This is a genomic window from Aquihabitans sp. G128, assembly GCF_019048865.1.
Taxonomy (GTDB): Bacteria; Actinomycetota; Acidimicrobiia; order Acidimicrobiales; family Iamiaceae; genus Aquihabitans.
Map to the genome: position 1 here is coordinate 852,747 of NZ_CP077604.1, position 26,804 is coordinate 879,550.

24 protein-coding genes, 1 tRNA gene and 2 pseudogenes are annotated in these 26,804 nt (G+C 73.2%); 9 read left to right on the forward strand and 18 right to left on the reverse strand.

Annotated elements, in window-relative coordinates; genetic code table 11:
- Positions 1-161 precede the first annotated feature (161 nt).
- From KSP35_RS03975 to KSP35_RS04010, 6 genes and pseudogenes are all read right to left on the reverse strand, one after another.
- Positions 162-1,088, reverse strand: a complete 927-nt coding sequence (locus KSP35_RS03975; protein WP_216999119.1) for a MerR family transcriptional regulator — start codon at positions 1,086-1,088, stop codon at positions 162-164.
- 1 nt (position 1,089) lies between these two features.
- The gene (locus KSP35_RS03980; protein WP_371748955.1) at positions 1,090-1,458 is read right to left on the reverse strand and encodes an FHA domain-containing protein; all 369 of its coding nucleotides are present in this window, start codon (positions 1,456-1,458) and stop codon (positions 1,090-1,092) included.
- Between the two features lie 61 nt (positions 1,459-1,519).
- Positions 1,520-1,579, reverse strand: a pseudogene (locus KSP35_RS25565) (hypothetical protein); the annotation flags it as partial.
- A 40-nt stretch (positions 1,580-1,619) separates the two neighbouring features.
- Positions 1,620-2,000, reverse strand: coding sequence for a glycine cleavage system protein GcvH (gcvH, locus tag KSP35_RS03990; RefSeq protein ID WP_216999123.1), 381 nt, complete (start codon positions 1,998-2,000; stop codon positions 1,620-1,622).
- A gap of 64 nt (positions 2,001-2,064) precedes the next feature.
- A pseudogene (locus tag KSP35_RS25570) lies at positions 2,065-4,551 on the reverse strand (sugar phosphate nucleotidyltransferase).
- Positions 4,552-4,613: 62 nt separating this feature from the next.
- Positions 4,614-5,255 carry a CDP-alcohol phosphatidyltransferase family protein gene (locus KSP35_RS04010; protein ID WP_254126976.1) on the reverse strand — a complete coding sequence of 214 codons (642 nt, stop codon included), beginning with the start codon at positions 5,253-5,255 and terminating at the stop codon, positions 4,614-4,616.
- A 105-nt stretch (positions 5,256-5,360) separates the two neighbouring features.
- On the opposite strand from KSP35_RS04010, the gene KSP35_RS04015 reads away from it, so the two are divergent.
- Positions 5,361-5,750, forward strand: coding sequence for an HIT domain-containing protein (locus KSP35_RS04015; protein ID WP_254127179.1), 390 nt, complete (start codon positions 5,361-5,363; stop codon positions 5,748-5,750).
- 20 nt (positions 5,751-5,770) lie between these two features.
- On the opposite strand, the gene KSP35_RS04020 is transcribed toward KSP35_RS04015, so the two are convergent.
- From KSP35_RS04020 to KSP35_RS04030, 3 genes are read right to left on the reverse strand one after another with little or no spacing between them, the layout of a single operon-like run.
- Entirely contained in the window at positions 5,771-7,321 is a 1,551-nt protein-coding gene (locus KSP35_RS04020) for a DUF2079 domain-containing protein (protein ID WP_216999129.1), read from the reverse strand.
- Positions 7,318-8,073 carry an SOS response-associated peptidase gene (locus KSP35_RS04025; protein ID WP_216999131.1) on the reverse strand — a complete coding sequence of 252 codons (756 nt, stop codon included), beginning with the start codon at positions 8,071-8,073 and terminating at the stop codon, positions 7,318-7,320. The genes KSP35_RS04020 and KSP35_RS04025 overlap by 4 nt, the downstream gene beginning before the upstream one ends.
- 21 nt (positions 8,074-8,094) lie before the next feature.
- Entirely contained in the window at positions 8,095-8,856 is a 762-nt protein-coding gene (locus KSP35_RS04030; RefSeq protein ID WP_216999133.1) for a hypothetical protein, read from the reverse strand.
- Between the two features lie 91 nt (positions 8,857-8,947).
- On the opposite strand from KSP35_RS04030, the gene KSP35_RS04035 reads away from it, so the two are divergent.
- Together KSP35_RS04035 and KSP35_RS04040 are read left to right on the forward strand one after the other, a co-directional pair.
- Positions 8,948-10,504: a metallophosphoesterase gene (locus tag KSP35_RS04035; RefSeq protein WP_216999135.1), complete on the forward strand. Its 1,557-nt coding sequence runs from the start codon at positions 8,948-8,950 to the stop codon at positions 10,502-10,504.
- Positions 10,505-10,619: 115 nt separating this feature from the next.
- On the forward strand, positions 10,620-11,801 hold the full coding sequence (locus KSP35_RS04040; RefSeq protein WP_216999137.1) for an acyl-CoA dehydrogenase family protein: 1,182 nt from the start codon (positions 10,620-10,622) through the stop codon (positions 11,799-11,801).
- 9 nt (positions 11,802-11,810) lie between these two features.
- On the opposite strand, the gene KSP35_RS04045 is transcribed toward KSP35_RS04040, so the two are convergent.
- The 5 genes from KSP35_RS04045 to KSP35_RS04065 form a co-directional block, all read right to left on the reverse strand.
- Positions 11,811-13,184 (reverse strand): diguanylate cyclase domain-containing protein, encoded by a 1,374-nt coding sequence (locus KSP35_RS04045; protein ID WP_216999144.1) that lies wholly within the window; start codon positions 13,182-13,184, stop codon positions 11,811-11,813.
- Positions 13,185-13,269: 85 nt separating this feature from the next.
- Positions 13,270-13,347 (reverse strand) — tRNA-Pro (locus KSP35_RS04050).
- Between the two features lie 61 nt (positions 13,348-13,408).
- Entirely contained in the window at positions 13,409-13,636 is a 228-nt protein-coding gene (locus tag KSP35_RS04055; RefSeq protein WP_216999146.1) for a hypothetical protein, read from the reverse strand.
- A gap of 60 nt (positions 13,637-13,696) precedes the next feature.
- The gene (locus KSP35_RS04060; RefSeq protein WP_216999149.1) at positions 13,697-14,614 is read right to left on the reverse strand and encodes a hydroxymethylglutaryl-CoA lyase; all 918 of its coding nucleotides are present in this window, start codon (positions 14,612-14,614) and stop codon (positions 13,697-13,699) included.
- Positions 14,614-16,191, reverse strand: a complete 1,578-nt coding sequence (locus tag KSP35_RS04065; protein WP_254126977.1) for an acyl-CoA carboxylase subunit beta — start codon at positions 16,189-16,191, stop codon at positions 14,614-14,616. Before KSP35_RS04065 ends, KSP35_RS04060 begins: the two co-directional genes overlap by 1 nt.
- Before the next feature lie 121 nt (positions 16,192-16,312).
- On the opposite strand from KSP35_RS04065, the gene KSP35_RS04070 reads away from it, so the two are divergent.
- Positions 16,313-16,945: an FMN-binding negative transcriptional regulator gene (locus KSP35_RS04070; RefSeq protein WP_216999153.1), complete on the forward strand. Its 633-nt coding sequence runs from the start codon at positions 16,313-16,315 to the stop codon at positions 16,943-16,945.
- A gap of 96 nt (positions 16,946-17,041) precedes the next feature.
- Here KSP35_RS04070 and KSP35_RS04075 read toward each other — a convergent pair whose 3' ends face one another.
- Complete coding sequence (locus KSP35_RS04075) at positions 17,042-18,118, reverse strand: PP2C family protein-serine/threonine phosphatase (RefSeq protein WP_216999155.1); 1,077 nt, start codon at positions 18,116-18,118, stop codon at positions 17,042-17,044.
- The gene (locus KSP35_RS04080) at positions 18,115-20,193 is read right to left on the reverse strand and encodes an HAD-IC family P-type ATPase (RefSeq protein WP_216999157.1); all 2,079 of its coding nucleotides are present in this window, start codon (positions 20,191-20,193) and stop codon (positions 18,115-18,117) included. Before KSP35_RS04080 ends, KSP35_RS04075 begins: the two co-directional genes overlap by 4 nt.
- Here KSP35_RS04080 and KSP35_RS04085 point away from each other — a divergent pair.
- Positions 20,171-20,668, forward strand: coding sequence for a hypothetical protein (locus tag KSP35_RS04085; RefSeq protein WP_216999159.1), 498 nt, complete (start codon positions 20,171-20,173; stop codon positions 20,666-20,668). The two genes, KSP35_RS04080 and KSP35_RS04085, sit on opposite strands and share 23 nt — an antisense overlap.
- Here the strand turns inward: KSP35_RS04085 and der are convergent.
- Positions 20,665-21,984: a ribosome biogenesis GTPase Der gene (gene der / locus KSP35_RS04090; RefSeq protein WP_216999160.1), complete on the reverse strand. Its 1,320-nt coding sequence runs from the start codon at positions 21,982-21,984 to the stop codon at positions 20,665-20,667. The two genes, KSP35_RS04085 and der, sit on opposite strands and share 4 nt — an antisense overlap.
- Positions 21,985-21,992: 8 nt before the next feature.
- Positions 21,993-23,366, reverse strand: coding sequence for a DUF512 domain-containing protein (locus KSP35_RS04095; protein ID WP_254126978.1), 1,374 nt, complete (start codon positions 23,364-23,366; stop codon positions 21,993-21,995).
- A gap of 114 nt (positions 23,367-23,480) precedes the next feature.
- Between KSP35_RS04095 and ispH the strand changes: the two genes are divergently transcribed.
- The 4 genes from ispH (at position 23,481) to KSP35_RS04115 (ending at position 26,799) form a co-directional block, all read left to right on the forward strand.
- Positions 23,481-24,509: a 4-hydroxy-3-methylbut-2-enyl diphosphate reductase gene (ispH, locus tag KSP35_RS04100; protein WP_216999162.1), complete on the forward strand. Its 1,029-nt coding sequence runs from the start codon at positions 23,481-23,483 to the stop codon at positions 24,507-24,509.
- A 152-nt stretch (positions 24,510-24,661) separates the two neighbouring features.
- Positions 24,662-25,558, forward strand: coding sequence for an IS481 family transposase (locus tag KSP35_RS04105; protein WP_254126979.1), 897 nt, complete (start codon positions 24,662-24,664; stop codon positions 25,556-25,558).
- Positions 25,559-25,640: 82 nt separating this feature from the next.
- Positions 25,641-26,582 (forward strand): LiaF domain-containing protein, encoded by a 942-nt coding sequence (locus KSP35_RS04110; RefSeq protein WP_216999166.1) that lies wholly within the window; start codon positions 25,641-25,643, stop codon positions 26,580-26,582.
- Complete coding sequence (locus KSP35_RS04115) at positions 26,575-26,799, forward strand: hypothetical protein (RefSeq protein WP_216999168.1); 225 nt, start codon at positions 26,575-26,577, stop codon at positions 26,797-26,799. The genes KSP35_RS04110 and KSP35_RS04115 overlap by 8 nt, the downstream gene beginning before the upstream one ends.
- The last annotated feature ends 5 nt before the right edge of the window (positions 26,800-26,804 follow it).

Here is a 26,804-nt window from a genome sequence, read left to right on the forward strand (position 1 = left end):
GATGCGGCGAGCCAGGTCGGCCAGGAAGACCACCGACCCCTTCAGCACGGCGACGAGGGTGACGCCGCCGGGGTGGTCGGCGGAGATGGCCTCGGCCACCCGTCGGGCCTCGGCCTGGAGCCGAGCCTCGTCGGCGAGGAGGACCGGGCCGTCCGGGTCGGTCACGCCCGGTCGAGGTGCTGGCGCAGGTTGGCGCGCAGCAGCGCCGAGCGCAGGTCGTGGCCGAGGTCGGAGAGCTCCTCGACCAGCGCCACGGCCTGCCGGCGGGCATCGGGGTTGCGCTGCTTGAGCAGCGGCATGGCCACCTGCTCCAGGAACCCCGCCTCGCGCTCGGCGGCCACCTTGTACATGCGGAGGTGGCGGGCACCGATGCCGTGGCCGAGGAAGGCGGCGGCCTTGGTGGCGATGAGCAGCGCGTCGCCGTCGTAGTACACGTCGTTGCCGTAGGACCGGCCGCTGAGCAGGCCGTACTGCTCGAGCTCGCGGAGCGACTCCAGGGTGAGGCCGGTGGCGGCGGCCAGCTCCTGGAGGCTGAGGCTCACGTCGGAGACGGTGCCGGCTGCGGCGCCGTCCGGGGCGGCCACGGTGGCCGACAGGGTGGCTGCGGTGGCGGTGGCGAGGGCGGCCTCGGTGTCGGCGGCCTGTCGGCTGGCGGCGAGGTCGGCCATCCAGATGGGCTGGGGGGCGCCGGGCGCCTCGCCGGCGGGCATGGAGGCCCGCACGGTGGGGGCGGCGGCGGGAGCGGCGGCCTCGCCGTCGGCCACCGCCGCGGCGGTGCCGGGCTCGTCAGGCGCCGCATCGGGCGGCACCGGGGCGGCGGCTGCGGGCTCGTCGGCGGGCACGCCGTCACCGGAGCCGAGGCGGTCCTTGATCACCTTCAGCGGCAGGAAGTTCTCGCGCTGCTGCACGAGGATCCAGCGCAGCCGGTCGATGTCGCTCTCGTAGAACTTGCGGTAGCCCGACGGGGTGCGCTCCGGGTCGATCAGGCCCTGGCTCTCCAGGAAGCGGATCTTGGAGATGGTGACGTCGGGGAACTCGTCCTGCAACAGGCTGAGGACCTCGCCGATCGAGAGGTGGGCGTCGGCCACGTCAGGCCTCCGACCCGGCCACGAACACCAGCTTGAACCGGCCGACCTGGAGCTCGTCACCGTTGGCCATCGGCTTGTCGCCCTCGATCAGGTCCTGGTTGAGGTAGGTCCCGTTGAGCGAGCCGACGTCGCGGACGACGTAGCCGCTGGTGGTGCGCTCGACCTCCACGTGACGTCGAGACACGGTCACGTCGTCGAGGAAGATGTCGGACTCGGGGTGGCGCCCGATGGTGGTGATGACGTGCTCGAGGGCGAACTCCGAGCCCGAGTTGGGGCCCCGGGTGGCCACCAGCACGCCGCCGGGACCGACGTCGGCCAGCTCGACCTTGATCTCCTCGCCGCCGGGCTGCTGGTCGAGCGAGAAGGTGATGGTGCTGGTGGCGTCCTCGTCGACGCGCTTCGAGCGGCTGGCCGCAGGACGAGCAGAAGTTCGACCCCGCGGTGTTGCGGTGCCCGCAGTTGTTGCAGAAGACGTCGGTCACCGGTGCCACCTCGCCGTACGGTGGATCCGGGCGCGACCCGGATCCAGGGTCATCCCTCGATCAGCTTGCGGTAGGCGTCGGCGTCGAGCAGGGACTCGAGCTCGGCCGGGTCCGACACCTCGATGGTGCAGATCCAGCCCTCGCCGTACGGGTCGGCGTTGATCCGCTCCGGGTTGGCGTCCAGGTCGGCGTTGACCTCGGTGATGGTCCCGGCGACGGGTGCGTAGATGTCCGAGACGGACTTGGTGCTCTCGACCTCGCTGATGCCGGCGCCGCTGGCCACGGCCGAGCCGACGTCGGGGACCTGCACGAAGACGACGTCGCCCAGGGCGTCCTGGGCGTAGTCGGTGATGCCGATGCGGACCGTGTTGCCGTCGACCCGGATCCATTCGTGGTCCGTGGAGTAGCGCAGCTCATCGGGGACGTTCATGGGGGCCGAGGCTACCCGACGGCGCCCCGCGGCGGGACCGGCGACGGGGCCGGCGCCGCCACGGTCAGCGCAGGGTCTGGCGGATGCGGCGGACGTACTCCTGGGCCAGCGAGCGGGCCGCGGCCTGATCGGTGCCCTCGGCCCAGATGTGGGTGACCGGCTCCTCGGGGTCCGGCAGCGCGAGGACCCAGCCGTCGTCGTGGAAGACCTTCACCCCGTCGATGAGCTCGAGGCGGCGGTCCTTGCTGAGCTCCACGAGGGTGCGCATCACCAGGCCCTTCTGCTCCCAGGGGGTCACCACGGTCTCGTGGGCCAGGTGCACCCTCGGCAGGCTCTCGCGCACCGCGGCCAGGGTGGTGCCCGCCTTGGCGAGGAGCTCGAGCAGCTTCACCAGCGCGGCCCCGGCGTCGAAGGCCGGCAGGAAGCCGGGGAGGATGAACCCGCCGTCGCCGCTGGCGGCGAAGCCCACGCCCTTCTCGCTGGCGGCAGCCATGAGGGCGGCGGTGGAGGTCTTGGTGTGCTGGATGCGCACGTCGTAGGGCGCCACCAGCTGCTCGGCCACCGAGCTGACGTTCACCGGTAGGGCGATGCGGTCGCCGAGGAGGTGGCCGGCGACCAGCGACACGAACGCCAGCCGGGCCTCGTCGTCGGTGAGGACCTGCCCGCTGTCGTCGACCAGGGTGAGGTGCTCGCCGTCGGCATCGATCAGCGCGCCGAGGTGGGCGCCGGACGCCTGCACCAGGCGAGACACGTTGGCCTGGGCCTCGGCCTTGTCGACGGTGATGCGCTGGCGGGTGCTGGCGTAGGGGTTCACGCCCAGCACGTCGGCCCCGAGCTTGCCCAGCACGTTGGGCATGACGAAGGCGGTGGCGCCGTAGCCGTAGTCGACCACCAGCTTGAAGCCCTTGTCGCGGACCGAGGCGAGGTCGACGGTCTCGCCGAGGGCGGCGGTGTAGTGCTCCAGCGCCCGCGGGGGAAGCCGATGTCGCCGATCTCGCCGGCGAGGACCCGGCGGAAGTCCTCCCGGGCGAAGAGGCGCTCGATCTTGCGCTGGGCGTCGGTGGTGATGTCGATGCCGTCGCGGTCGAAGAAGCGGATGACGACCGACTGCGAGTCGCCGTCGACGAGGCGGATGGTGGCGCCGGCGGAGGCCTGGGGCTGGCGGGTGAGGTACCGGGTGACCGGAACCGGGGCCACCTCGAGGTCGAGCACGTTGATGCCGCTGGCGTTGAGCCCGGCCATGAACGCCCGCTTGAGCATGCGGGCCGCTCGCGAGGAGTCCCGCGACGTGATGACCGTGGCGTCCTTGCGGAGGGTGGTGGCGAAGGCCATGGCCACCCGGGCCGCCAGCTCGGGGCTGATGTCGACGTTGGCCAGGCCCGAGACGCCGTCGCGCCCGAACAGCTGCCGGGCGCCCTTGGACTCCCAGATGATCGAGGAGTTGATGACCGCCCCGGCCTCGACGGTCTTGAAGGGGTAGATCTTCACATCGGCGGCGATGTGCGCGTTGTCGCCGATGAAGCACTCGTCGCCGATGACCGAACCGTCGTCGCAGCGGGCGCCCCTGCGCAGGTCGCTGGCCCGGCCGATGACCGAGCCCCGCAGCTGCACGCCCTCGCCGAGGTAGGCGTTGTCGTGGACCACGCTGCGCTCGATGTCGGCGCCGCCCCGGACGCGGACGTTGCCGCCGAGCACGGCGTAGTCGCCGATGCGGGCCCCGGCCTCCACCCGGCAGTTCTCGCCGATGACGGCGAAGCCCTCGATCTTGGCGTCGGGGTGGACGTCGGCCCCCTCCCCCAGCCAGACGCCCCGCCCCAGCTCGAAGCCGGGCACGTCGACCTGGACCTTGCCGTCCATGACGTCCTTGTGGGACGAGACGTAGGACTCGAGCGTGCCGACGTCCTCCCAGTAGCCCTCGGCCACGGCGCCGTAGATGGGCTTGCCGTCGGCCAGCAGGGCCGGGAACACCTCGCTGGAGAAGTCGACCGGGCGGTCGGCCGGGATGTAGTCGAACACCTCGGGCTCCAGCACGAAGATGCCGGTGTTGATGGTGTCGCTGAACACCTGGCCCCAGGTGGGCTTCTCGAGGAAGCGCTCGATGGAGCCGTCCTCCTGGGTGATGACGATGCCGAACTTCGAGCGGGTTGTCGACCGCCACCAGGCCGATGGTGGCGAGCGCCTGCTTCTCGTCGTGGAAGGCCAGGATCTTGCCGAGGTCGATGTCGGTGAGCACGTCGCCGGAGATCACGAGGAAGCGCTCGGTGAGCTCGGCCATGGCGTTGCGCACGGAGCCGGCGGTGCCGAGAGGCTGGTCCTCGGTGGCGTAGACGATCTTCACGCCGAACTCGGAGCCGTCGCCGAAGTAGGTGCGGATCTGGTTGGCGAGGAACGCCACCGTGACCACGATCTCGTCGATCCCGTGCTGCTTGAGCAGGTTGACGACGTGCTCCATCATCGGCCGGTTGGCCAACGGGAGCATGGGCTTCGGGCAGTTCGAGGTGAGCGGACGCAGCCGCGTCCCCTCGCCTCCTGCCATGATCACGGCCTTCATGGCCGCCAAGCTACCCCCGGTCAGGTTGCGCCGAACGGGCCGGAGCGGGTTTCCCGGAACCTTCAGGCGGCCTCGGCAGCTGCCCGGTCGGCCCGACCCTCGCGCAGCGCCTTGATGCCGAGCGGCAGGTAGAGGGCCCAGGCGACGTAGCTGAAGGCCAGCCCCGGGATGCCCGTGACCCAGGCGAAGACCCGGCCGGTGTCGGCCCAGCCCATGGTGGACTCCGAGGCCAGGAACAGCGGGAACGCGAACATCAGCCCGAAGGTGCCGGCCTTGCCGAACCAGGTGACGTCGACGCGGCGGGCACCCATGAGGCCGAGCACCACCGTGGTGGCGGCCACCACGAACTCACGGACCAGCACCATCCAGGCGAACCAGACCGGCACGCTGCCGTCGATCAGGATGCAGCCGATCCCGACGAAGAACAGCAGCCGATCGGCCACCGGGTCGAGGATCTTCCCGAGGTCGGAGACCTGGTGGTAGTGGCGGGCGATGTAGCCGTCGATCCAGTCGGTGGCGCCGAGGACGGCCAGGAGGCCCGCCGCCGCCGCCCGGTTGTCGCGGCCGAACATCAGGTAGACGAAGATCGGCAGGCACAGGAGGCGCACCAGCGAGATCACGTTGGGGATGGTGAGGATGGCGCTGCCGTCGACCGGCTCCGGTGCGGTCCCGCCCACCTCGATCGTCGGTTCGCCCACGGTCATCGGCGCCGAGCCTACCGACCGGGCTCCGGCGGGACGGGGTGGGCCACGGGTCGCTCCCTAGGATCGCCGCATGGCTTCGCTCTTCACCGGATCATCGCCGGCGAGATCCCCGGCCGCTTCGTCTGGCGGGACGACCGGGCGGTCGTGTTCCTCACCATCGCCCCCATCAGCACCGGTCACGTGATGGTGGTGCCCATCGAGGAGGTCGACCACTGGCTCGACCTCGACCCGGACCTCGCCGCCCACCTCATGCGGGTGGCCCAGATCGTCGGCCAGGCCCAGGTGGCCGCCTTCTCCCCCGCTCGGGTCGGCCTGATCATCGCCGGCCTGGAGGTGCCCCACACCCACCTCCACGTGATCCCGATCGAGTCCGAGGCGGACCTGTCCTTCGCCAAGGCCGACCCCTCGGTCAGCGATGCCGCCCAGGACGCTGCGGCCGAGGCCCTGCGCGCCGCGCTGCGGGCCGCCGGCCACGCCGAGGTCGCCGACGCCTGAGCGCCGGCGCGCCGAGCGGGTCAGCCCGTGCCGCTGCGGTCAAGCAGGTAGATGCCGGCCGCCTGGTAGGTGGGGTCGTAGCCGCGCTCGGCGAAGCGGTCGAGCACGGTGGCGCGATCGGCGTCGGTCCAGAGCGGGTCGCCGGTGCGGTTGTCGACCTCGGAGGTGTCGAGCAGGACCACCTCGGCCCGCTTGGCCACCAGCCGGATGCGGGCGGCGGTGAGGTTCTCCGGATCGGGAGGCAGCTCGATCAGGTCGGCCCGCTCGGCCACGAGGGCGGTGGTGGTGGGCGAAGACGCCACGGCGGCGTCGGGGTCGATGCGGTCGACCGCCTCCAGGCGGGCACCGTCGACGGCGTCCCGGCTCCCCCACGCCCAAGGCTGGCGGTAGGGCGAGCTCGGAGCCTCGGTCACGAACAGCAGGACCGCGCCCGCCAGCAGGGCGAGCAGCACCCGGCGGTCGACGTTGACCCGGGTGACGCTGACCTCGCCGATCCGCTCGAGCGCGAACACCAGGGCGACGAACACGAAGGCGGTGGCCGGGCCGATGTGGGCGGCGGCCGGCGACAGGTTGAGCACGCCCTCCTGGGCGTTCCGCTGCACGGCTCGGTCGGCGATCATGGCCAGCACGAGGCACGGCATGGCCACGAGGAGCTTGCGGGGCGACACCAGCGGCAGGAAGAGCAGGGGCGCCAGCACCACCACGAGGAACAGGACGCTCGGCTCGGCCAGGAGCTCCCGCAGCTCGAAGAGCGGGTGGAAGACCAGCCGGGGGAACGCCGCCAGCGGCGTGACCGACCGGGCCACGAACTCGCCGGCCGGGGTGAGCGCCCGATCCGGCGCCTTCGGGTGCAGCACCAGCACGGCCGCGATCGACCACGCCAGCCCCACGACGGCGGTGATCACGCCCTTGCGCCGCTGGCCCTGCGTCGCCAGCAGCGCCCCGAGGGCGGCGACGGTGAGGCCGAGGTCGGCTCGGCACAGCAGCACCACCAGGACCAGGGCGGCGTAGCGCTTGTGGTGGCCGCGGCAAGCCTGCAGGTAGGCCCACAGCAGGGCCGGCAGCGCGATCAGCTCGGGGTGGAAGGCGCTCAGGTCGGCCCGGTGCAGCGTCGGCGCCAGCGCGAAGGCGGTGATGACCACGAGCGAGGCCCCCACCCGCAGTCGGGCCTCCTCGCGGGCCAGGCGCCACAGCGGCACGACCGCGGCGGCGATGGCACCGGCCTGGACGGTGGAGAAGACGGCCTCGGCGGGCACGAACCGCGTGGCCCACAGGACCGGCTCGGAGATGAACGACCAGCTGGCCGACGCCGGGTCGAGGCCGCCCACGGGGTGGCCCGCACCGCCGTGCTGGCGGCGCCACGCCGCCTGCAGCCACGGTCCGAGGCCGCTCCCGCCCTCGAGGGCGCGGATGGCGGCGGCGTCGAGCGCCAGGAGGACGGCGAACACCAGCGCCGCACCGATCCACGGCAGCAGGCGGTCGGCCGCCTCGCCGTCGAGGCGGCCCTCGGCCTGGAGGACGAAGCGGTCCCAGCGGCGCCGGATGCTCGGGCTGCGGGTCGGGGCGGTCACCCCCGACCGGGCTCGTCCAGGCCGAGGCCGAGGCCGAGGTCCAGGCTGGTCTGGCCTGGCGCGTCGCCCGGCTCGACCGGGGCGATGAGCTGCGGGCCCTGGTTGCGGACGTTCCCGACCTCGGTGCCCACCGGTCGCAGCGCCAGCACGTCCGGCGGGGCGGGGACCAGGAGCCGACCGAGCGTGTCGAGGTCGGCGTCGGCGGGATCGAGCCACCGGTCCCAAGAGCCCGGCGCCAGGATCACCGGCATCCGGTCGTGGATGGCGGCCATGGCGTCGTTCGCCGTCGTGGTGATGATGGTGGTGGAGCGGAGGACGTCGTCGCTGTCGCGGCTGGGCCGCCACTCCTCCCAGAGGCCGGCGAAGGCCAGCGGCTCGTGGTCCGGGCGGTGCACGAAGTAGGGCTGCTTGGCCTTGGTCCCCTCGAGCTTCTGCCACTCGTAGAAGCCGTCGGCCGGGACGATGCAGCGCCGGGCACGGTAGGCCGCCTTGAACGCGCCCTTGTCGGCCAGGCCCTCGGCGCGGGCGTTGATCATGCGGGCGCCGGCGGCAGGCGACTTGGCCCAGAACGGCACCAGGCCCCAGTGGTGGGCGGCCACCCGACGGACGCCCCCGTCGACCAGGACCACGAACACGTCGTCGGTGGGCGCCACGTTGTAGCGGGGCACGAACGCGTCCTCGACCGGCGGCTCGGCATCGAAGTACCGAGCCACCTCATCCGGAGGCGAGGACGAGACGAACCGGCCGCACATGCGCCGGAGGCTACCGGTGGATCAGGAGGCGGCGGGGCGCAGGCCGGGCCGGTTGACGACCACCACGATGGCGGCGGCGGCCAGGACGGCCGCACCGGCCAGCGGGTGCAGGGCGAGGCCGGCGAGGACGGCGGCGGCCAGCACCTGCACGCCGGCGGCAGCCGCCCGGGCGGCGGGGGCGGCGGCGTCGAGCCGCTCGTGCACCCGGCCGAGGGCGGCGGGCGAGGTGGCCGAGCGGCCGAGGAAGACCGCCGAGCCCCGGACCAGCCCGAAGGTGGCGCCGATGGTGAGGGCCAGCGCCGGTGAAGCCGACACGACGGCGAGGGCGATGGTGAGGAACACCCCGGCGGTCATGATGTAGGTGGCCACGCCGAAGCCGATCTGCCACCCGAAGCCGGCGCCGTAGGCCCAGGACCGGTATTGGCGCAGCCAGGCGTCGTTGACCTGGCGCTTGAAGATCGGCAGCTCGATGCCGAGCACGCCGAGGTCGATCGCGGCGGTGGCGACGGCCACGGCGGCGCCGATGCCGAGGAGTGCGGTGGTGGACGGGCCCAGGGCGGCGAGGCCCGCAGCGCCGGCGGCCGCCAGGAGCCCCAGCGAGAGGCCGCCGAGGAGCCCTCCGAGGACGAACCACGCCGCGGTGGTCCGGAAGCGGTTGCCCCGCCCGGCCTCGGTCATCGGCGTGATGGACGACAACATCGACAGGCCACACGGCGACCAGACGCCGCGGAACGCCGAGACGGCGGCCACGGGGAGGGCGAGCAGCAGGAAGGTGGCGCTCATGGCGCTCCACGGTAGTGGGCCGGCCGCCGCCCCCGAGGTTGGGGCGGGTCACGCCTTTCGCCCGCGTCACCCGACCAGGTAGGAAGGACCGGTGGGCCTGGACCAGCACCTCGACCGCGGCGCGGCCGCCAAGGGCCACGTGGTGGTGCTCAGCGACGTGCACCTGGGGACCGACGGGCCCACGGTCTGGTACCAGCGCGACGTGCACGAGGCGTACCTCGTGCACCTGCTCGACTGGGTGCTGGCCGAGGCCGAGCAGGTCCGCGAGCTGGTCCTGCTGGGCGACGTCGTCGACCTCTGGACCTATCCCGGCCATGAGCGGCCGCCGACCTTCGCCGACATCGTGGCCACCCACCCGGCGGTGCTGGGGCCGGACGGCAAGCTGGGCGAGGTGCTCGACGCGCTCGACGGCGCCGTCACCTACGTGCCCGGCAACCACGACATGGGCGTCACCGCCGAGGAGGTGGCCACCATCGCCAGCCCCGGCGGCCACCACGTGCGCCTCGTGACCGATGCGCCCTACCTGCCCCTCGGCGAGGGCAGCGGGCTGGCCCTCACCCACGGCCACGACTTCACCCTGTTCAACGCCCCGCACCTGCGCAACCCGTGGGCCCCGCTGCCGGTGGGCTACTTCGTGACCCGGGCCGTCTCCACGGGGTGGGCCCGCCGGTTGGCGCCGGGCCAGACCGTGGCCGACCTCGCCGGCCAGGGCGCCCCGAACGGCATCGACCTGGGCTCGCTCGGGGCCATCGCCTCGGGCCTCGGCGCCTGGTCGATCACCGCCAGCCTGCTCGACTTCGTCTGCGCCGCCACGGGCGTCACCGGGGCCGACACCTACCTCCTCCCCGACGGCCGCGTGGTGACGCTCGACGAGGTGCGCGCCGCCTATGCCAACTGCTGGACCGAGTGGGTGGTCGACCACGGCGGGGGCCTGGTGGGCACCGCCAGCGCCGTGCGCTCGGCGCTGGCCGACCTCGACGGCAGCTACCTCGGGTGGTTCGCCCAGCAGCTGGCGTTCACCGAGCAGGTGGAGCTGGTGGTGATGGGTCACACCCACGTGCCGATCGCCGGCATCGACACGTCGCCCATCCGCTACCTCAACACCGGCTTCGACTGCCCGTCGGGCCCCGATCGCGACTCGCCATCCAACCCGCAGCGCACCACCTTCGCCGTGGTCGACGTCGAGGCGCTCGACGGCGAGATCTGGGAGGTCGTCCACGACGACGACGGCGACCTGGTGTGCCGGGCGGCCACGGCGGGGCGGGCCCGGATCGGCCAGAGCACCGGCATGGACTTCTCCACCTACGTCGAGCTCGACAACACCCTCGGCGCCGAGGACCTCGACCTGGTGGCGAGCACGGCGGAGTACGGCTTCTTCGCCGCTCCCCCGCCCGAGCGCGTCGGCGCCGGCGAGGTCGGTCGCTTCTGGATCCAGGACTCGTTCGGGCCATCGGGCTCCACCGGCACGGCCACCTACGTCGGGCGCGACGGCGGGGACGAGCTGGTGCTGCGCTTCGGGTGCCCGACCCTGGGCGCCAACCTGGCCAGCGGCGCGGCGGGGATCGCCACCCGCACCGGCGCCGGGCCGTGGATCGAGGGCGAGGTCGTGCGGCGCGGCCACCCCCTCTTCGTGCGCTTCACGGTCTGAGCGCCGCCGGCCGAGCGGGCCCGCCTCGGCCCGGGCCCCGGGCAGGCTTGGTCGCGTTGTGCGAACATCCGACGCACCCGGGGCGGGCGTGCCGCGCCGGGAGCCAGGGGGCACCATGACCATCGTCGAGCTGGACCGCACCGGGCCCGAACGGGTGGCCTCGCTGGCCGAGGTGGTCATGGCCGAGGCGCCAGCGGCCGAAGCCGCCCGCACCACGACCGCGCCGGTGGTGGCTGCCCTCTGGGACAGCGGGCTGATGAACCTGTTCAACCCGGTGGCCGCGGGCGGGCGGGAGCCGTCGTTCCGCGAGATGGTGGCCACCTGGATCGACATGGCCTACCTCGACGGCTCCTTCGGCTGGATCGGCATCGCCAACCTCCCCTCCGCAGCGGCCACCGCGGCCTACCTGCCGGACGCCGGCTTCGCCGAGGTGTTCACCGCCCACGGCAACCAGGTCACCCTGGGCGGCCAGTTCTTCCCCAACGGCACCGCCGAGGTGGTCGACGGGGGCTACCGGCTCACCGGGGCGTGGAACTTCGGGTCGGGCACCGGGCACGCGGCGTACGTGGCCGCCGGCTTCATGCCCCTGGTCGACGGCGACCTGGTCTGGGCCTCCGAGGGCGTGCCGGAGCTGCGGGTGGCCATCCTCCCCCGGGCCGACGTCACCTTCACCGACGGGTGGCACGTGCAGGGGCTGAAGGGCACCGGGTCCTACGACTACGAGGTCCACGACGTGCTGGTGCCGGCGCACCGGACGTTCGCCCTGTTCACCCGGGAGCCGCTGCGCGGGGCCTCGGCGGCGTTCCACATGGGCCTGATGCCGATCACCGCGGCCGGCCACGCCGCCTGGGCCCTCGGCGTGGCAAAGAGCATGCTCGACGACGTCGAGGAGCTCGCCGCGAGCAAGGTGCGCATGGGCGACCCGGCCCCGCTGGCCAACAAGGCCAGCTTCCAGCGGGGGCTGGCCCACCACCTGTCCATGTGGCGGGCCGCCCGGCTCCTCGTCGACCAGACGTTCGGAGACATCGAGGACGCCGTCGCCGGTGGGGCCCCGCTCACGCCGCTCCAGCGCGCCGACCTGCGGGTCGCCGCCGTCTACGCCACCGACTGCTCGCGCGCCATCGCCGAGTGGGCCCACCTGGCGGCGGGCACCACCGCCATCCGCGAGGGCAGCCGGATCGAGCGGGCCTTCCGCGACCTCTACACCGGCACGCAGCACGCGTTCATCGGCGAGAAGGTCGCCACCGACGCCGCCCAGGTGTGGCTCGGGCTCGAGCCCGATCCCATCGGGCTCTGACCTCGTCGGTCAGCGGGGCGGCGGGGCGGCGCCGCCCTCGACCTCGGCGAGGTGCCAGGTCCCCTTCGTCGACGCCTTGCCCTCGACCAGCGCAGCGTCGGCGCGCCCGACGAGGTGGTCGGTGCTCGTGGGTCGGGTGGCCGCGCTGAGGGCGATGCCGATGGTGGCCCCGATGCGATGCTCCTGGTCGCCGACCGGGATGGGAGCCTCGAGCGCGGCCAGGAGCCGTTCGGCCGTAGCCGTGAGCATGCTGGTGTCGGAGCCGGGCTGGCAGATGCCGAACTCGTCGCCGCCGAGGCGGGCCACCGTCGCGGTGGGCCCGACGCCGGCGTCGAGGCGGACCGCCACTTCCTGGAGGACGCGGTCGCCGTGGCCGTGGCCGAAGGCGTCGTTGACCTCCTTGAAGCGGTCGAGGTCGACGTAGAGCACGCCCACCGGTGCGTGGCGGGCGGCGAGGTGCTCGGCCAGGACGTCGTAGAAGCGGGCCCGGTTGGCCAGCCCTGTCAGGTGGTCGTGGCGGGCCGCGTGCAGGAGCTGGTGGCGGTGCTCGTCGCGATCCAGCGCCAGCTTCCCCAGGCGGACGAGCTGATCGGCCAGCGTGGTGGCGTTGGGCTCGGGCCAGCCCGGCTCCCGGCGCCAGATCACCAGGACCGCGCCCACGCCGTCGTCGTCGACGTGGCCGATGGGGTGCGCCCAACACGCCTCGAACCCCGCCTTGCGCGCCGCAGCACGGGCGGCCGGCGCGAGGGAGCTGACGTCCGGCAGGACGACGGCGCGGCCGGTGGTGGCGGCCACCGCCCACGGCGTGGCGGACGGGTCGTGGCAGCGGGCGCCGATCGGCGCCGCGGCCTCTGGGCTGGAGGCGATGGCCCGGCCGTCGCCGAACACCACGGCCGACTCGGCCCGAAGCGTCGCGCCGCGAGCCACCTGGTGGAGGTGGCCGAAGGAGACCTCGGGGTCGTCGCCGGCCGCCAGCGAGCCCAGGACCCGGTCGAGGGCGGCCCGTTCGTCGTACGGCCCGAGGTGGACCACCAGGGCAGCGATCGACGGCTCGTCGAACTGGTTGTTGGCGATGGCCTCGAGGATGATGGTGGACCCGTCGACGGCACGGAACCCGAGCACGGTGGGCAGCTGCACGCCGGCGTGGTCGAGGGCGTAGCCGATGGACTCCAGCGCCTGCGGGTTGGCGCTCGCGCCGAGGTGGTCGAGCATGTTGGTGCCGATCAGCTCCTCGGGGCGGTGGCCGCTGAAGCTGGTGACGTGCTCGTTGACCCACCGGACGGTGCCGTCCCGTTCGATGAGCACGATGACCCCGGGCACGGCGCCGAGCACCGCTGCGGCGTCCAGCGGCCGCGCTGCTGGTGCGTGCTCCTCCCCCGTCACCCCCCTCCATCGGCAGCAAGGCGCGGATCGGGAGGGCGGGCGCGACGAGGGCCGGCCCTTGCGGACCGGCCCTTCGCAGTTCCCATGGTCGGGCTGAGAGGATTTGAACCTCCGACCCCCTGACCCCCAGTCAGGTGCGCTAACCAAGCTGCGCTACAGCCCGTGGGGAGGATCACCCTAGTACGGGCCCCCGGCGTCCTCCGAACCGGTGCGACGCCTGGCGTTCACCCCGGCCAGTGCCCCGTGACCGCCCAGATCACCACCTGGACGAGCCGCCAGCCGAGGTACAGGACCAGGGCCACGACGAGCACCCAGAAGTGCCACGGGACCTTCGAGTCCTCGGCATCGGGGTCCGGCGGATCGGCGATGAACTGCCCGCAGGTGACGCAGGTGCCGTCGGGGGCGACGTTGCTCGGGTTGTAGAAGCGGCTGCACGTCTCGCACCAGGGCACGTCACACCCTTCCGCCTGGCGCCTGCGTGGAGCAAGCCACGGGGCCGGGGCGGGGCGTGCTCAGGGGCGAGGCGCGGCGAGCCGGGTCCGGGGCCCGTGGTTGGCGACGCCGCTGGCCAGCGGCCGCCCCACCAGCTCGCCCACCAGGGCGGCGGCGGCGATGAGCCGTTCCAGGTCGATGCCGGTGGCCACCTCGAGGTCGTCGAGCACCGCCACCAGCGACTCGGTGGCCAGGTTGCCCCCGGCGCCGTGGGCGAACGGCGAACCGCCGAGCCCGCCGACCGAGGTGTCGAAGCGGGCGATGCCCCGCTCGAGCGCGGCGTAGGCGTTGACCAGCGCCGCGCCCCGCGTGTCGTGCAGGTGCAGGCCCACCCGGTCGACCTCGCCGGCCAGGGCGTCGACGAGGTCGTCGATGCGGCGGGGGGTGGCCATGCCGGTGGTGTCGGCGTAGGTGGTGGTGGCGACCCCGGCGGCCTCGAGGCGGCGGGCGAGCGCCACGACCCCGGCCGGGGCCAGCTCCCCCTCGTAGGGCGAGCCGAACGCGCACGAGATGACGGCGTCGACCGGGACGTCGGCGTGGTCGGCCAGGGCCACGATGGCGGCGATGGCCGCCTCGGACTCGGCGGTCGACATCTTCACGTTGCGCTGGTTGTAGGTCTCCGACGCCGAGATGGTGACGGTGAGCTCGTCGACCCCTGCGGCGAGGGCCAGCTCGGCGCCCTTGGCGTTGGGCACCAGCGCGGCGTAGGTGGTGCCGGCACGACGGGCGATCCCGGCGACGACCTCGGCGGCACCGGCCATGGCGGGCACCGCCTTCGGCGACACGAAGGCCGCCACCTCGATGTGGGCGACACCGGCGTCCTGGAGCGCGTGGACGAGGCGGATGCGCTCGTCCACGGCCACCGGAGCCTCGGGCTGGAGGCCGTCGCGGGGGCCGACGTCGCGGATGGTGACCCGCTCGGGGTAGGCCCGGACCATCAGACGGGGGGCACGCCGTGGCGGCGGTCGGAGAAGTGGCGGTCCTTGCCCTCGGCGAGGGCGAAGCGGCGGATGATGTCGTCGCGCAGGTCCTGGGGCTCGACGATGGCGTCGATGACCAGCTCCGAGGCCAGGCGCAGGATGTCGACGTCCTCCTCGTAGATGCGACGCTGCTCGGCCACGAACGCGTCCCGCTCCTCGGGGTCCTCGATGGCGGCGATCTTGTTGGCGAACACCGCGTTGACCGCGGCCTCGGGGCCCATGACCGCGATCTTGGCGGTGGGCAGGGCGATGGTGGCCTCCGGCTCGAAGGCCGGGCCGGCCATGGCGTAGAGCCCGGCGCCGTAGGCCTTGCGCAGCACCACGCACAGCTTGGGCACGGTGGCCTCCGAGATGGCGGTGACCATCTTGGCGCCGTGGCGGATGATGCCCTCGCGCTCGACGACCGTGCCGATCATGAAGCCCGGCACGTCGGCCAGGAACACCAGCGGGATGTTGAACGCGTCGCAGCACCACACGAACCGGGCGGCCTTGTCGGCGGAGTCGGTGAACAGCGCCCCGCCCTTGGCCTGCGGGTTGTTGGCCACGAAGCCGGTGGGCTTGCCGTCGACGAGGCCCAGGCCGCACACCAGCTCGGGCGCGAACAGCGGCTTGATCTCGAAGAAGCTCTCGGCGTCGACGATGCCGTCGATGATGGTGTGGACGTCGTAGGCCAGCTTGTCGTCGTCCGGGACGCTGGCGGCGTGCAGCGGGGCCGAGGGGCCCATGCTCTCGTAGCGCGGCGGCTGCTCGCGCCAGGTGGTCGGGAAGTAGGTGAACCAGGCCCGGGCCTGGTCGATGGCGTCCGGGTCGTCGAACGCCAGGTTGTCGCCGCAGCCGGAGACGGTGGCGTGCATGCGGGCCCCGCCCATCTCCTCCAGCGTGGTCTTCTCGCCGATCACCATCTCGGCCATGCGGGGCGAGCCCAGGTACATCGAGGCGTTGCCCTCGACCATGATCACGATGTCGCAGAAGCTGGGGATGTAGGCGCCGCCGGCCGCCGACGGGCCGAAGAGGCAGCAGATCTGGGGCACCCGGCCCGACAGCTTCACCTGGTTGTAGAAGATGCGCCCGGCGCCGCGCCGGCCCGGGAACAGCTGCACCTGGTCGGTGATGCGGGCGCCGGCCGAGTCGACCAGCCAGAAGATGGGCAGCTCGTGCTTGAGCGCGTGCTCGGTGAGGCGAACGATCTTCTCGACCGTCCGGGCGCCCCAGGACCCGGCCTTCACCGTGGGGTCGTTGGCCATCACGCACACCGGGCGGCCGTCGACCCGACCCACGCCGGTGACCACGCCGTCGGCCGGCAGGTCGGTGGCCGAGGCGTTGGCCAGCAGCGCCTCCTCGACGAACGACCCGGGGTCGAGCAGGAGGTCCAGGCGGTCCCGGACGAAGAGCTTGCCCTGCTTCTCGAGCTTGTCGCCGACCTTGGCGACGTTGCCGGCGAGCGCCCGCTGGGCGGCGGCAGCGAGGCGCTCGGCCACGGTGGGATCGACGTCGGGCTCGGTGATCGGCGAGCTGGTGGGAGGGGCATCGGTCACGGCGGCCACCCTACCGACCGCCCCGTCGCCGCCCCGGACCCACCCGTTCCGGTGGCGCGTCCCCTGTCGCCGGGGGCGAACCGGCACCCCGGGCGCCGACGGCCTCGGCCAGGATGGGGCCATGTACGAGGTGGAGGCGTTCGCCGTCGGGGAGCCGGGGCCGTTGCTCGCCGGCCTGCTGGGCCAGGTCGCAGCCACCCTGGTGACCACCGGGCCGAGCGGCCTCACGTCGACGGTGCTGCCGCTGCTCTACGACGCCGAGGCAGGTCCACTCGGCACCCTGCTCGGCCACGTGGCTCGGGGGAACCCGATCGTGCGCGAGCACCACGACGGCCCGGCGCTGGTGGTGGCAACGGGCGCCGCCGGCTACGTGAGCCCGTCGTGGTACCCGGCCAAGGCCGAGCACGGCAAGGTCGTGCCCACCTGGGACTACGTCACCGTCGATGCCGGCGGGCCGCTGGTGCTGCACGACGACGCCGCCTGGCTGCTCGACGTGGTCACCCGCCTCACCGACCGCCACGAGGCCGGCCGGCCGGCGCCGTGGGCGGTGACCGACGCGCCCGAGGCCTACGTGGCCGCCATGCTGCGCGGCATCGTCGGCATCGAGCTGCGGCTGGACCGCCTCGTGGGCAAGGCCAAGCTCAGCCAGAACCGCAGCGACGCCGATCGGGCCGGGGTGCTCGCCGGCCTCCGCGCCGAGGGCGATCCTGTGGCCCACCTCCTGGCGACCGCCGTCGCCCGCCCGCCGGCCTGACCCTTCGCCCTATGCGGCGCCGGTGGCCCGCCGGCGACGGACGTGCGCCCCGAGACCCGGGTGAGCCCGACGGCGGGCAGCGCTCGGGTCGTGGGGCTAGTCGCGGCGGATGGCGAGGATGGCGATGTCGTCGGTGATGGGCTCGCAGGAGAAGTCGCGGGCGGCCTCGAGGAGGGCCTTCACCAGCACGCCGGGGTCGGCGCCGGGGTCGCGGCGCAGGGTGTTGGCGATGCGCTCCTCGCCGAAGAGCTGGTCGCCGGCCCGGGCTTCGGAGAGGCCGTCGGTGTAGAGCAGGACGAGGTCGCCGGGGTCGAGGCGCAGCTCTCGGGAGTGGAAGGTGCCGTCGGGGTCGAGCATCAGGAGGGGCCCGGTGGAGCGCAGCGGGCGGACGTCCTTCTCGTGCCACAGCCAGGCGGCGGGGTGGCCGGCCGAGGCGTAGCGGACGGTGCCGGCCTCGGTGTCGAAGACCACGACGCACATGGAGATCATCTCCTCGCCGCGGTCGAGCGCCGAGAGCTGGGCGTTGAGCTCCTCCAGCGCCTGGGCGGGATCGCGGAACTGGCGCAGGAAGACCCGGAGCAGGTACTTGGCCTGGAAGGCGGTGATGGACGGCTCGATGCCGTGGCCGGTCACGTCGCCGATGAGGGCGGCCACGCGGGTGGGCGCCACGCGGAACACGTCGTAGAAGTCGCCGGCCATCATGCCGGTGCCGGCCTGGTACACCCGGCCCACCTCGAAGCCGGTGATGTCGGGCAGGTGCTCCGGCGCCAGGCGCTCCGCCCAGCGGCGGGGGGCGAGGTCCTCTTGGCTGAGGACCTCCTCGGCCCGGCGCTCCAGCTCGAAGCGGCTCTCGGCCAGGCGGGAGTCCCGCACGAAGTCCCGGCCGAACACCAGCGACACGCCCACGGGGATGAGGATGAGGCTGAACAGCCACGTGGAGCCCTGGGCGATGAACGCGCCCCCGCCGGCGGCCAGGGCCAGCACGCCGTAGAGCACGGTGGAGTGGACGTCCTTGCGGAACGCCGAGCGGGCGACGGTGGCGGCGTCGGACGTGCGACCGAACTCGCGCTCGGCGCGGGACGCGACCTTCTGCAGGCGGCGGGCCGAGCGGGCCCACACCCCGGCGGCGATGGCGCAGGCCGCCGCCACGACGAGCAGGAGGGGGTAGTTCATGGTCCGACGATGCTACCGCTGGGGCTCGCCGGGGCACCTGGTCCGCCACCGTCGGCGGCGGCCGCCCGGCGGCGGATCCGTCGAGGCGGCTCGGGGGTGTCGAGGGCCCAACGAGCCAGCAGCTCGACGGCGACGGCGCCGGCGACCCCGAGCCCGAGGGCCTGCGGGAGCAGCTCGGCGGGGATGGAGAGCTCGAACATGCGCTGCACCGGCGGGATCCCCACCGCCGCCACCGCGATGGCCGCCATGGCGCCGACGAGAGCCACCTTCCAGCGGGCCATGGGGCGGGCCAGCACGGCCAGGATCCAGAGCGCCACCACCAGGGCGGCCACGGTGGCGGCGGTGCGGCGCTCGTCCCCGAGGGCGTTCTCGGCCTGGGCCACCCAGTAGGAGGCGAAGACCGCGAGGCCGGTGATGATGCCGGCGGGCACGGCGAAGCGCAGCACCCGCACGAGGAAGCCGGGGCGGTAGCGGGCGGGGTTCGGGCCCAGCGCCAGCACGAAGGCGGGGAAGCCGATGGTGATGAAGCTGATCAGGGTGAGGTGCCGGGGCAGGAACGGGTACGGCAGCCCGGCGATGCTGACCAGCAGGACGAGCATGAGCGAGTAGGCGTTCTTCGAGACGAAGAGGCTGGCCACCCGCTCGATGTTGCCGATGACCCGTCGCCCCTCACCCAGCACGTCGGGCAGGTGGGAGAACTGGCCGTCGAGGAGCACGAGCTGGGCGACGGCCCGGGTGGCCTGGGCCCCGTTGCCCATGGCGACGCCGATGTCGGCGTCCTTGAGGGCCAGGGCGTCGTTCACGCCGTCGCCGGTCATGGCCACGGTGTGGCCGTTGGCCTGCAGGGCGCGCACCATGGCCCGCTTCTGCTGGGGGCTGACCCGCCCGAACACCGTCCGCTCCTCGACGACGTCGAGCAGGTCCTCGGCCTCCTCCCCCAGGGTGCGGGCATCGACCGGTTCCCCGACGTCGAGGCCGACCTGGGTGGCGATCGCCCCGACGGTGGTGGGGTTGTCGCCGGAGATGACCTTGATGGTGACGCCCTGGGAGGCGAAGTACTCGAGGGTGGCGGCGGCATCGGGGCGGACCTGCTCCCCCAGGGTGCACAGCGCCACCGACTCCCGGCGCTCGGGCAGCTGCTCGCCGGCGAGCGGCTCCTCGCTGTGCTGGATCAGGAGGACGCGACGGCCGGTGGCGGCGAGCTCGCCCACCCGGCGGCGCAGGTCGTCGCCGTCGTCGAGGAGCACGTCGGGCGCGCCGAGGAACCACGAGCCGTGGTCGGCGAAGGCCGCTGCGCTCCACTTCCGGGCCGAGGAGAACGGGACCTCGCCGGTGCGCTCCCAGCCGGGCGCGTCGGGGTAGGCGGCGCCCAGGGCCTTGAGGCTGGCGTTGGGGTCGGGCGCATCGGACATGGCGGCGATGGCGCAGCCCACCTCGTCCTCGGTGGCGCCGCCGACCGGTTCGAGGGCGTCGAAGACGATGTCGCCGGCGGTGAGCGTGCCCGTCTTGTCGAGGCACACGACGTCGACCCGGGCCAGGCCCTCGACGGCGGGCAGCTCCTGCACCAGCACCTGCTGGCGGGTGAGCGACAGGGCGGCCAGGAGGAACGCCACGCTGGTGAGCAGCACCAGGCCCTCGGGCACCATGCCCACGAGGGCGGCGACGGTGCCGGTGACGGGCTCGCGCCAGTCGCCGGTGTCGTCGGTGCGGAACTGCGACCACAGCAGCAGCGGCGTGACGCCGAGGATGATCCACGTGATGTAGCGCAGGAGCTTGTCGATCGACTGCTCGATCTCGCTGCGGGTGCGGCTGAAGACCTTGACCTCCGACGCGATGCGACGGGCGTAGGCGTCGGCCCCGACCGCACGGGCCTGGAACGTGCCCCGGCCGGCCACCACGATGGTGCCCGAGAGCACCTGGTCGCCCTGCTCCTTGGCCACCGGGTCGGACTCCCCCGTCAGCGCCGACTCGTCGACCTCGAGGCCGCTGGTGGCCCGGACCTCGCCGTCGGCCGGCACCTGGTCGCCCGAGCGCAGCTCCACGAGGTCGTCCATGACGACCTCGGCGATCTGCACCTCCGCCGTCGACCCGTCCCGCGTGGACGCGGGCCGTGGGGGCGTGCAGCAGGGCGAGGCGGTCGAGGGTCTGCTTGGCCCGGACCTCCTGCCCGATCCCGATGAGCGAGTTCAGCACCAGGACGCCGGCGAAGAGGGCGTCACCGAAGCGCCCGGTGGCGATGACCGCCACCGCCAGCACGGCGAGGATGGCGTTGAACCGGGTGAGCACGTTGGCCCGCACGATGTCGCCGAACGTGCGGGTGGTGCGCTCGTCGACGCCGTTGGCGAGGCCGTCCCGGACCCGGGCGGCCACCTCGGCGGCGGTGAGGCCGCCCTCGGGGGTGTGCACCATCTCGTGCTCGGCGTCGGGCAAGGTCCGCTCTCGTTCGGCTGTCGTCGGACGGGTGGTCGATGGCAGGCGACCGGGGGGACCACCAGTCTGGCCCACCGGTCGGGTCGGTCGACCCGTTCGGGTGAGGGGCCGCCCGGCTAGCCCCGCTGGCGGACCCGGAGCTTGATGGGGGTGGCGCCGAGGTCGAAGGCCTCCCGCAACTTGCGCTCGATGTAGCGCAGGTACGTGGAGTGGAGCTCCTTGTTGGTGAACAAGGTGAACGTCGGCGGGTCGATGGCGCCCTGGGTGGCGTAGAGGATCCGGCCGCCGTGCGGGGCGGGCTGGGCCGACTGGGCCATGGAGATGACCTCGTTGACCCGGCGGGTGGGGACCCGGCGGTGGTACGACTCGATGGCGTCGTGGAGGATCGGCAGCAGGCGGTCGACGTTGCGGCCGGTGAGGGCGGAGATCCGGATGATCTCGCTCTCGCCGAGGAACGACAGCTTCTGGCCGACCTCGTAGGTGACCTGGGCGCGGCGGTCGGTGTCGAGGAGCTCCCACTTGTTGAGCAGCACGACGATCGGGCAGCCGGCGGCGTCGATGCGCTCGGCCAGGCGCTGGTCCTGGTGGGTGATGCCCTCGGTGGCGTCGATGACGAGGAGGGCGATGTCGGAGGTGTCGACGGCCTTCAGGGCCCGGACGAAGGAGTAGTACTCGGTGCCCTCGTCGATGCGGGCCTTGCGGCGCATGCCGGCGGTGTCGACGAACCGGATGGGCCCCTCGGGGGTCTCGACCACGGTGTCGACGGCGTCCCGGGTGGTGCCGGGCATGTCGTGGACCACGGACCGGTCGTCGCCGATGAGCCGGTTGAACAGCGTGCTCTTGCCCACGTTGGGGCGGCCCACGAGGGCGACGGCGAAGACCTTCTCGCCGATCTGGGTGGGCTCGGGGACGTCGTCCTCGACCGGCGAGTCGGGCAGCTCGGCGAGCAGCGCGTCCAGCAGGTCGCCGGTGCCGAGGCCGTGCAGCGAGCTCACCGGCCACGGGTTGCCGAGCCCGAGGGCGAGCAGCTCCCACATGAGCGGCTCGCGGCTGGGGTCGTCGACCTTGTTGGCCATGACGAACACCGGCTGCTTGCTGTTCTTGCGGGTGCGGAGCAGCTCGGCGATGCGAGCGTCCTCCTCGGTCACGCCCATGGTCACGTCGGTCACGAGGATCACCGCGTCGGCCTCGTCGATGGCCTTCTCGCTCTGGCGGCTGACCTTCTCGTCCAGCGAGTCGCCGCCGGGCATCCAGCCCCCGGTGTCGACCAGCAGGAAGCGCTGGCCCTGCCACTCGGCCTGGACCTCCTTGCGGTCCCGGGTCACGCCGGGGCGCTCCTCGACGATGGCTTCGCGACGACCCACGATGCGGTTGAGCAGGGTGGACTTGCCCACGTTGGGTCGGCCGACGATGGCGACCACGGGAAGTTCGGACATGGGCTGGTTCAACTCTCTGACAGGGCCCGGCGGAGCGCGGCTCCGTCGGTGGGGATGATCTCGACCGGCCGGGGCAGGTCGGCGACGGTGGTGCCGTCGAGGAAGCGGTCGCCCGACAGGCACACGTCCGGCAGCAGGTAGCGGTGCCCGACGGGCTCGGCGGCCAACGTTCGGGCTACATCTTCGCCCACGAGCAGCCCCGTCACCGAAGTGGTGCCCCCGAAGAACTCGTTGGCCACCGGGATCACGCGCACGTCGGCGCGGCCCAGCCCGGCCACGAGCGGGCCCACGACCTGGGCCCCGGCGGTGCCGGTGAGGACGCCCACAGGGGCGCTGCGACGAGGCCGGAGGGCCACGCCCACCCCGCCGCCGGTGGCGTCGGAGGGCCCCGCTCCCCCGCTGGCGCGCACGGCGCGGTAGCCGTCGGCCGGTGCGGCGTAGTCGCCGGCCGCCTCGTAGCGGGCCCCGGCGGGGGCGCCGTCGGCCCAGGCGAAGAACCCGGCCTGGGGTGAGGTGGTGGCCTCGGTGCGGCCGGTGAACTCCAGCTCGAAGGTGCGGGCCATGCCCACGCCGTCCTCGTGCATGGCGAAGCCCTCGTAGGCCTCCGGCTCGGGGAAGGGGCGCTCGGCGAGCAGGTAGTACTCGTCCGGCGCGTGCACGAGGCGGTGGCCGAGGACGGTGCGGAACACGTCCTGCCAGCCCTCGACGCACTCGACCACCGCCCGGGCCTCGGCCACGGTGGTGGGGCGCATGCGGGCCTCGGTGTTGTACTTGGAGATCCCCAGCGGGACCACGCACAGGCTGGCCAGCTCGGGGAAGCGGTCGAGCACGCCGGCCAGGGTGTCGTCGAGCACGGCACCGTCGTTGAGGCCGGGGCAGCAGACGATCTGGCCGTGGACCTCGACGCCGTGGTCGAGCAGCGCCCGCAGCCACCGCAGCGTGGGCCCACCACGCCGGTTGCGCAGCATCTCGTTGCGGACTCCGGCGTCGGTGGCGTGGATGCTGACGTTGAGCGGCGAGAGCCCCTCGGTGACCACCCGCTCGAGGTCGGCCTCGGTGAAGCGGGTGAGGGTGGTGAAGTTCCCGTACAGGAAGCTCAGCCGGTAGTCGTCGTCCTTCAGGTACAGGCTCTTCCGGAGGCCGGGCGGCAGCTGGTAGATGAAGCAGAACTCGCAGTGGTTGTCGCACGTGCGCAGCTGGTCGAACAGGGCCGAGTGGACGTCGATGCCCAGCGGCTCGCCGGCGCCCTTCTCCACCTCGAGGGCCAGGTCGAGGCCGCCGCGCCGGATGTCGAGCGTGGGGTCCGCCTCGTCGGTGAGCCAGGTCCAGCGGATGATGTCCCGCGGCGCCTCGCCGTCGACCGCCACCACCTCGTCGCCCACCTCGACCCCGGGCGCGCGGCCGGCGAACCGGGCGCGACGCTGAGGACTCGGGGAGCAGACATGGTCCGCCAGCCTACCGGCGGGGCCGCCGGGGTCCCCCGGTAGGGTGGCCCCATGGCTGTCGACAAGGTGCTGCTCGCCGCCCCGCGGGGCTTCTGCGCCGGCGTGGAGATGGCCATCAAGGCGCTGGCCTGGATGGTGCGGGCCTTCGAGCCGCCGGTGTACTGCTACCACGAGATCGTCCACAACCAGTCGGTGGTGCAGCGCTTCGAGGAGCGCGGCGTGGTCTTCGTCGACGAGGTCTCGGAGGTGCCGCCCGGAGCGCCGCTCATGCTCTCGGCCCACGGCTCGGCGCCGGAGGTCGTGGCCGCCGCCCGGGCCAACGGCGGGTACGTGGTCGACGCGGTGTGCCCGCTCGTCACCAAGGTCCACCACGAGGTCAAGGTGCGGGCCGGCAAGGGCTTCCGCATCGTCTACGTCGGCCACGAGGGCCACGAGGAGGCCGTCGGCACCATGGCGGTGGCGCCGGACGCCATCCACCGGGTGGAGAGCGTGGCCGAGGTCGCCGCGCTGCCCGAGTTCGACGAGCCGGTGGCCATGCTGGCCCAGACCACCCTCAGCCACGCCGACTGGAAGGGCGTGCTCGACGCCACCCGGGACCGCTGGCCCGAGCTCTGGACGCCGGGCCGCTCCGACCTGTGCTTCGCCACCACCAACCGCCAGGGCGCGCTGGCCGAGATCGCGCCCCGCTGCGACGCCGTCGTGGTCATCGGCTCACCGAACTCGTCCAACACGGTGGCGCTCCAGAAGCTCGCGGTCGAGGCCGGGACGCCCCGCGTGCTGCGGATCAACTCCGCCGCCGAGCTCCCCGACGACCTCACCGGCACCGTTGGCGTCACCGCCGGCGCCTCGGCCCCGGAGTCCCTGGTGGAGGAGGTCCTGGCGGCCCTCGCCCCCACCCAGGGCGTCGAGGAGGTGCGGATGACCGAGGAGGACGAGTACTTCCCCCCGCCCCGCAACCTGCGAGACCTGCTCAGCGGCATCGACCTGCTCGCCACCCTCACCCTCGGCGGACCGGTGCAGGACCGCCCCACCGTCAACGAGCGCAGCGTCCACGCCGCCGACGTGCTCGCCGGCCTCTAGCTGTAGTGACCACGGACCTTGTTGACACCGGTCCGAGCATGAAGTGAGCCCCCTGGGCGAGTGTGGAGCTGTCTAGGACCCACGCTCGAACCAGGAGGCTCGAAGTGCACGGTAACGCTCGGCTCACGCCCGTTGGCCGGCTCACGTTGGTGATGCGGATCGAATCTGGCCGACCAGTCGCCCATGTGGCTGCGGAGATGGGGATCTCCCGCCCGACCGCGTACAAGTGGTGGCGGCGGTGGCAAGACGACGGCGAAGCCGGCCTCATCGACCGTTCGAGCCGGCCCCGGTCGTGTCCGCATCGCAGCCCCGTCGAGCTCGAGTCCGCAATCGAGGACCTCCGGCGGACACTGAAGCTCGGTCCGGTGCGCATCGCCGCCCGGCTCGGGGTCCCGGCGTCGACGGTCCACCGGGTGCTGTGTCGGCTCGGTCTGAACCGCCTCGCGTGGATGGACCGGCCGACAGGTCGGGTGATCCGTCGCTATGAACGGAGCGTGCCGGGCGAGCTGGTGCATGTCGACGTGAAGAAGCTTGGCCGGGTTCCCGACGGCGGCGGTTGGCGGGTCCACGGCCGAGAGAGCCGCCCGAACCGCAAGCGTGGCCCAGGATGGGACTTCATCCACTCAGCGGTCGATGACCAGTCCCGGCTCGCCTACAGCGAGATCCACCCTGACGAGAAGGCCGACACCTGCGTCGCGTTCTGGCGCAGGGCGAGAGCCTTCTACGCGGACCACGGCATCGATGTCACCGGGGTCATGACCGACAACGCCAAGGCGTACCTCTGCGCCCGCTTCCAAGACGCGATCGGCGAGGCCGGTGCTCGGCACTGGTCGATCCCGCCCTACTCGCCTCAGATCAACGGCAAGGTCGAGCGGTTCAACCGCACCTTCCTAGACGAGTGGGCCTACGTGCAGCCCTGGCCGGACAACGCCACCAGAACCGCAGCCCTGGACGACTGGCTCCACCTCTACAACCATCACCGGCACCACGCCGCCGTCGGCGGCCCACCCATCAGCCGCGTCAACGACCTACCGGGTCACTACATCTAGCGGAGCCGGCCCCGCCCCCGAGCTGCGCACGATCCGAGGCTGACGGGAAGGACACGGGGGGTCCCGGGGCGAACCCAGGAGCATGGCCCCCGACGCACCCCACCGCGACCGCCCGCTCCGGGCCGATCCGCTGTCCGGATCCACCGACGTGCTCGACCGCGAGGAGGACGCCCGCGTGCCGTCCGAAGAGGATCGGGCCGAGGCGGCCCGCCAGGCCGCCCGACGACCGTCGGCCGAGCTGCCCCCGCTCAGCCGCACCGCCAACGTGGCCGACTGGCTCCGGTCCAAGCGCCCCGGCTCCCGGCCCGCTGCCGGGCCGGCGGCCGCGAAGGAGCCCGAGGCCCGCGCCGGAGCCCCGGTGCCGGCCACGCGCACCTCGACGACCGCTGACGCCGCTGGGTCGCAGGGACCGCTCGACCGCCTTCGGGCGCGAGCCGCCGAGGCCCCGGTGCGCGAGCTCGTGGGCGGGATCGCCCTGTGCCTGGTCGGCGTGGGCCTCCTGCTCGGCTGGGTGGTCCACATCTCGTGGACGCCGCTGCTCGACGTCGGCCTCCTGGTCATCGGCGCCGTGCTGGTGGTCCAGGCTCGCCGCTCCACCCCGGCCCGTCCCCTGATCGCCCTCGGCGTCCTGCTGGCACTGATCTCGGTGGCCACCTGGCGGGCCGACGTCACCCTCGACGGCGGCCTCGGCCGGCGGCGAGAGGCGCCGGCGCTCAGCCGGGCCACCCCCTTCGAGTACCAGCTCGGCACCGGTCAGCTCACGATCGACCTGCGCTCGACGATCATCACCGGCGCCCCGTTGGCCATCGACGCCGAGGTCGGCGTCGGCCGGATCGTCGTGCGGGTGCCGAAGGACGCGGTGGTGACCACCCACGCCGTGGCCAGCGGCCAGGTCCTCGTCTTCGGCAAGCGCCACGTGGGCCCCGGCTACGAGGCCACCACGACGGCGGCCAACCTGACGAACAAGCAGATCCAGCTGGACCTCCGGGTCGGGATCGGGAGCGTGGAGGTGCAGCGTGGCTGACAAGGGAACGACCGGACCCCGCTGGGACGCCCAGGGCCTGGGCTTCGGCCTCGTGGTCGGCCTCATCGGCCTCGCGATGCTGCTGGGCCGCAACGGTGGCGGCCTCCGCCCCGTGCACCTGCTCGGCATCGTCATCCTCGGCGCCGGCGCCGCCGTGCTGGTGACGGCGATCGACCGCCCCGCCGGCCACGGCAAGGGCCCCGCCCCCCTCGACTGAGCAGG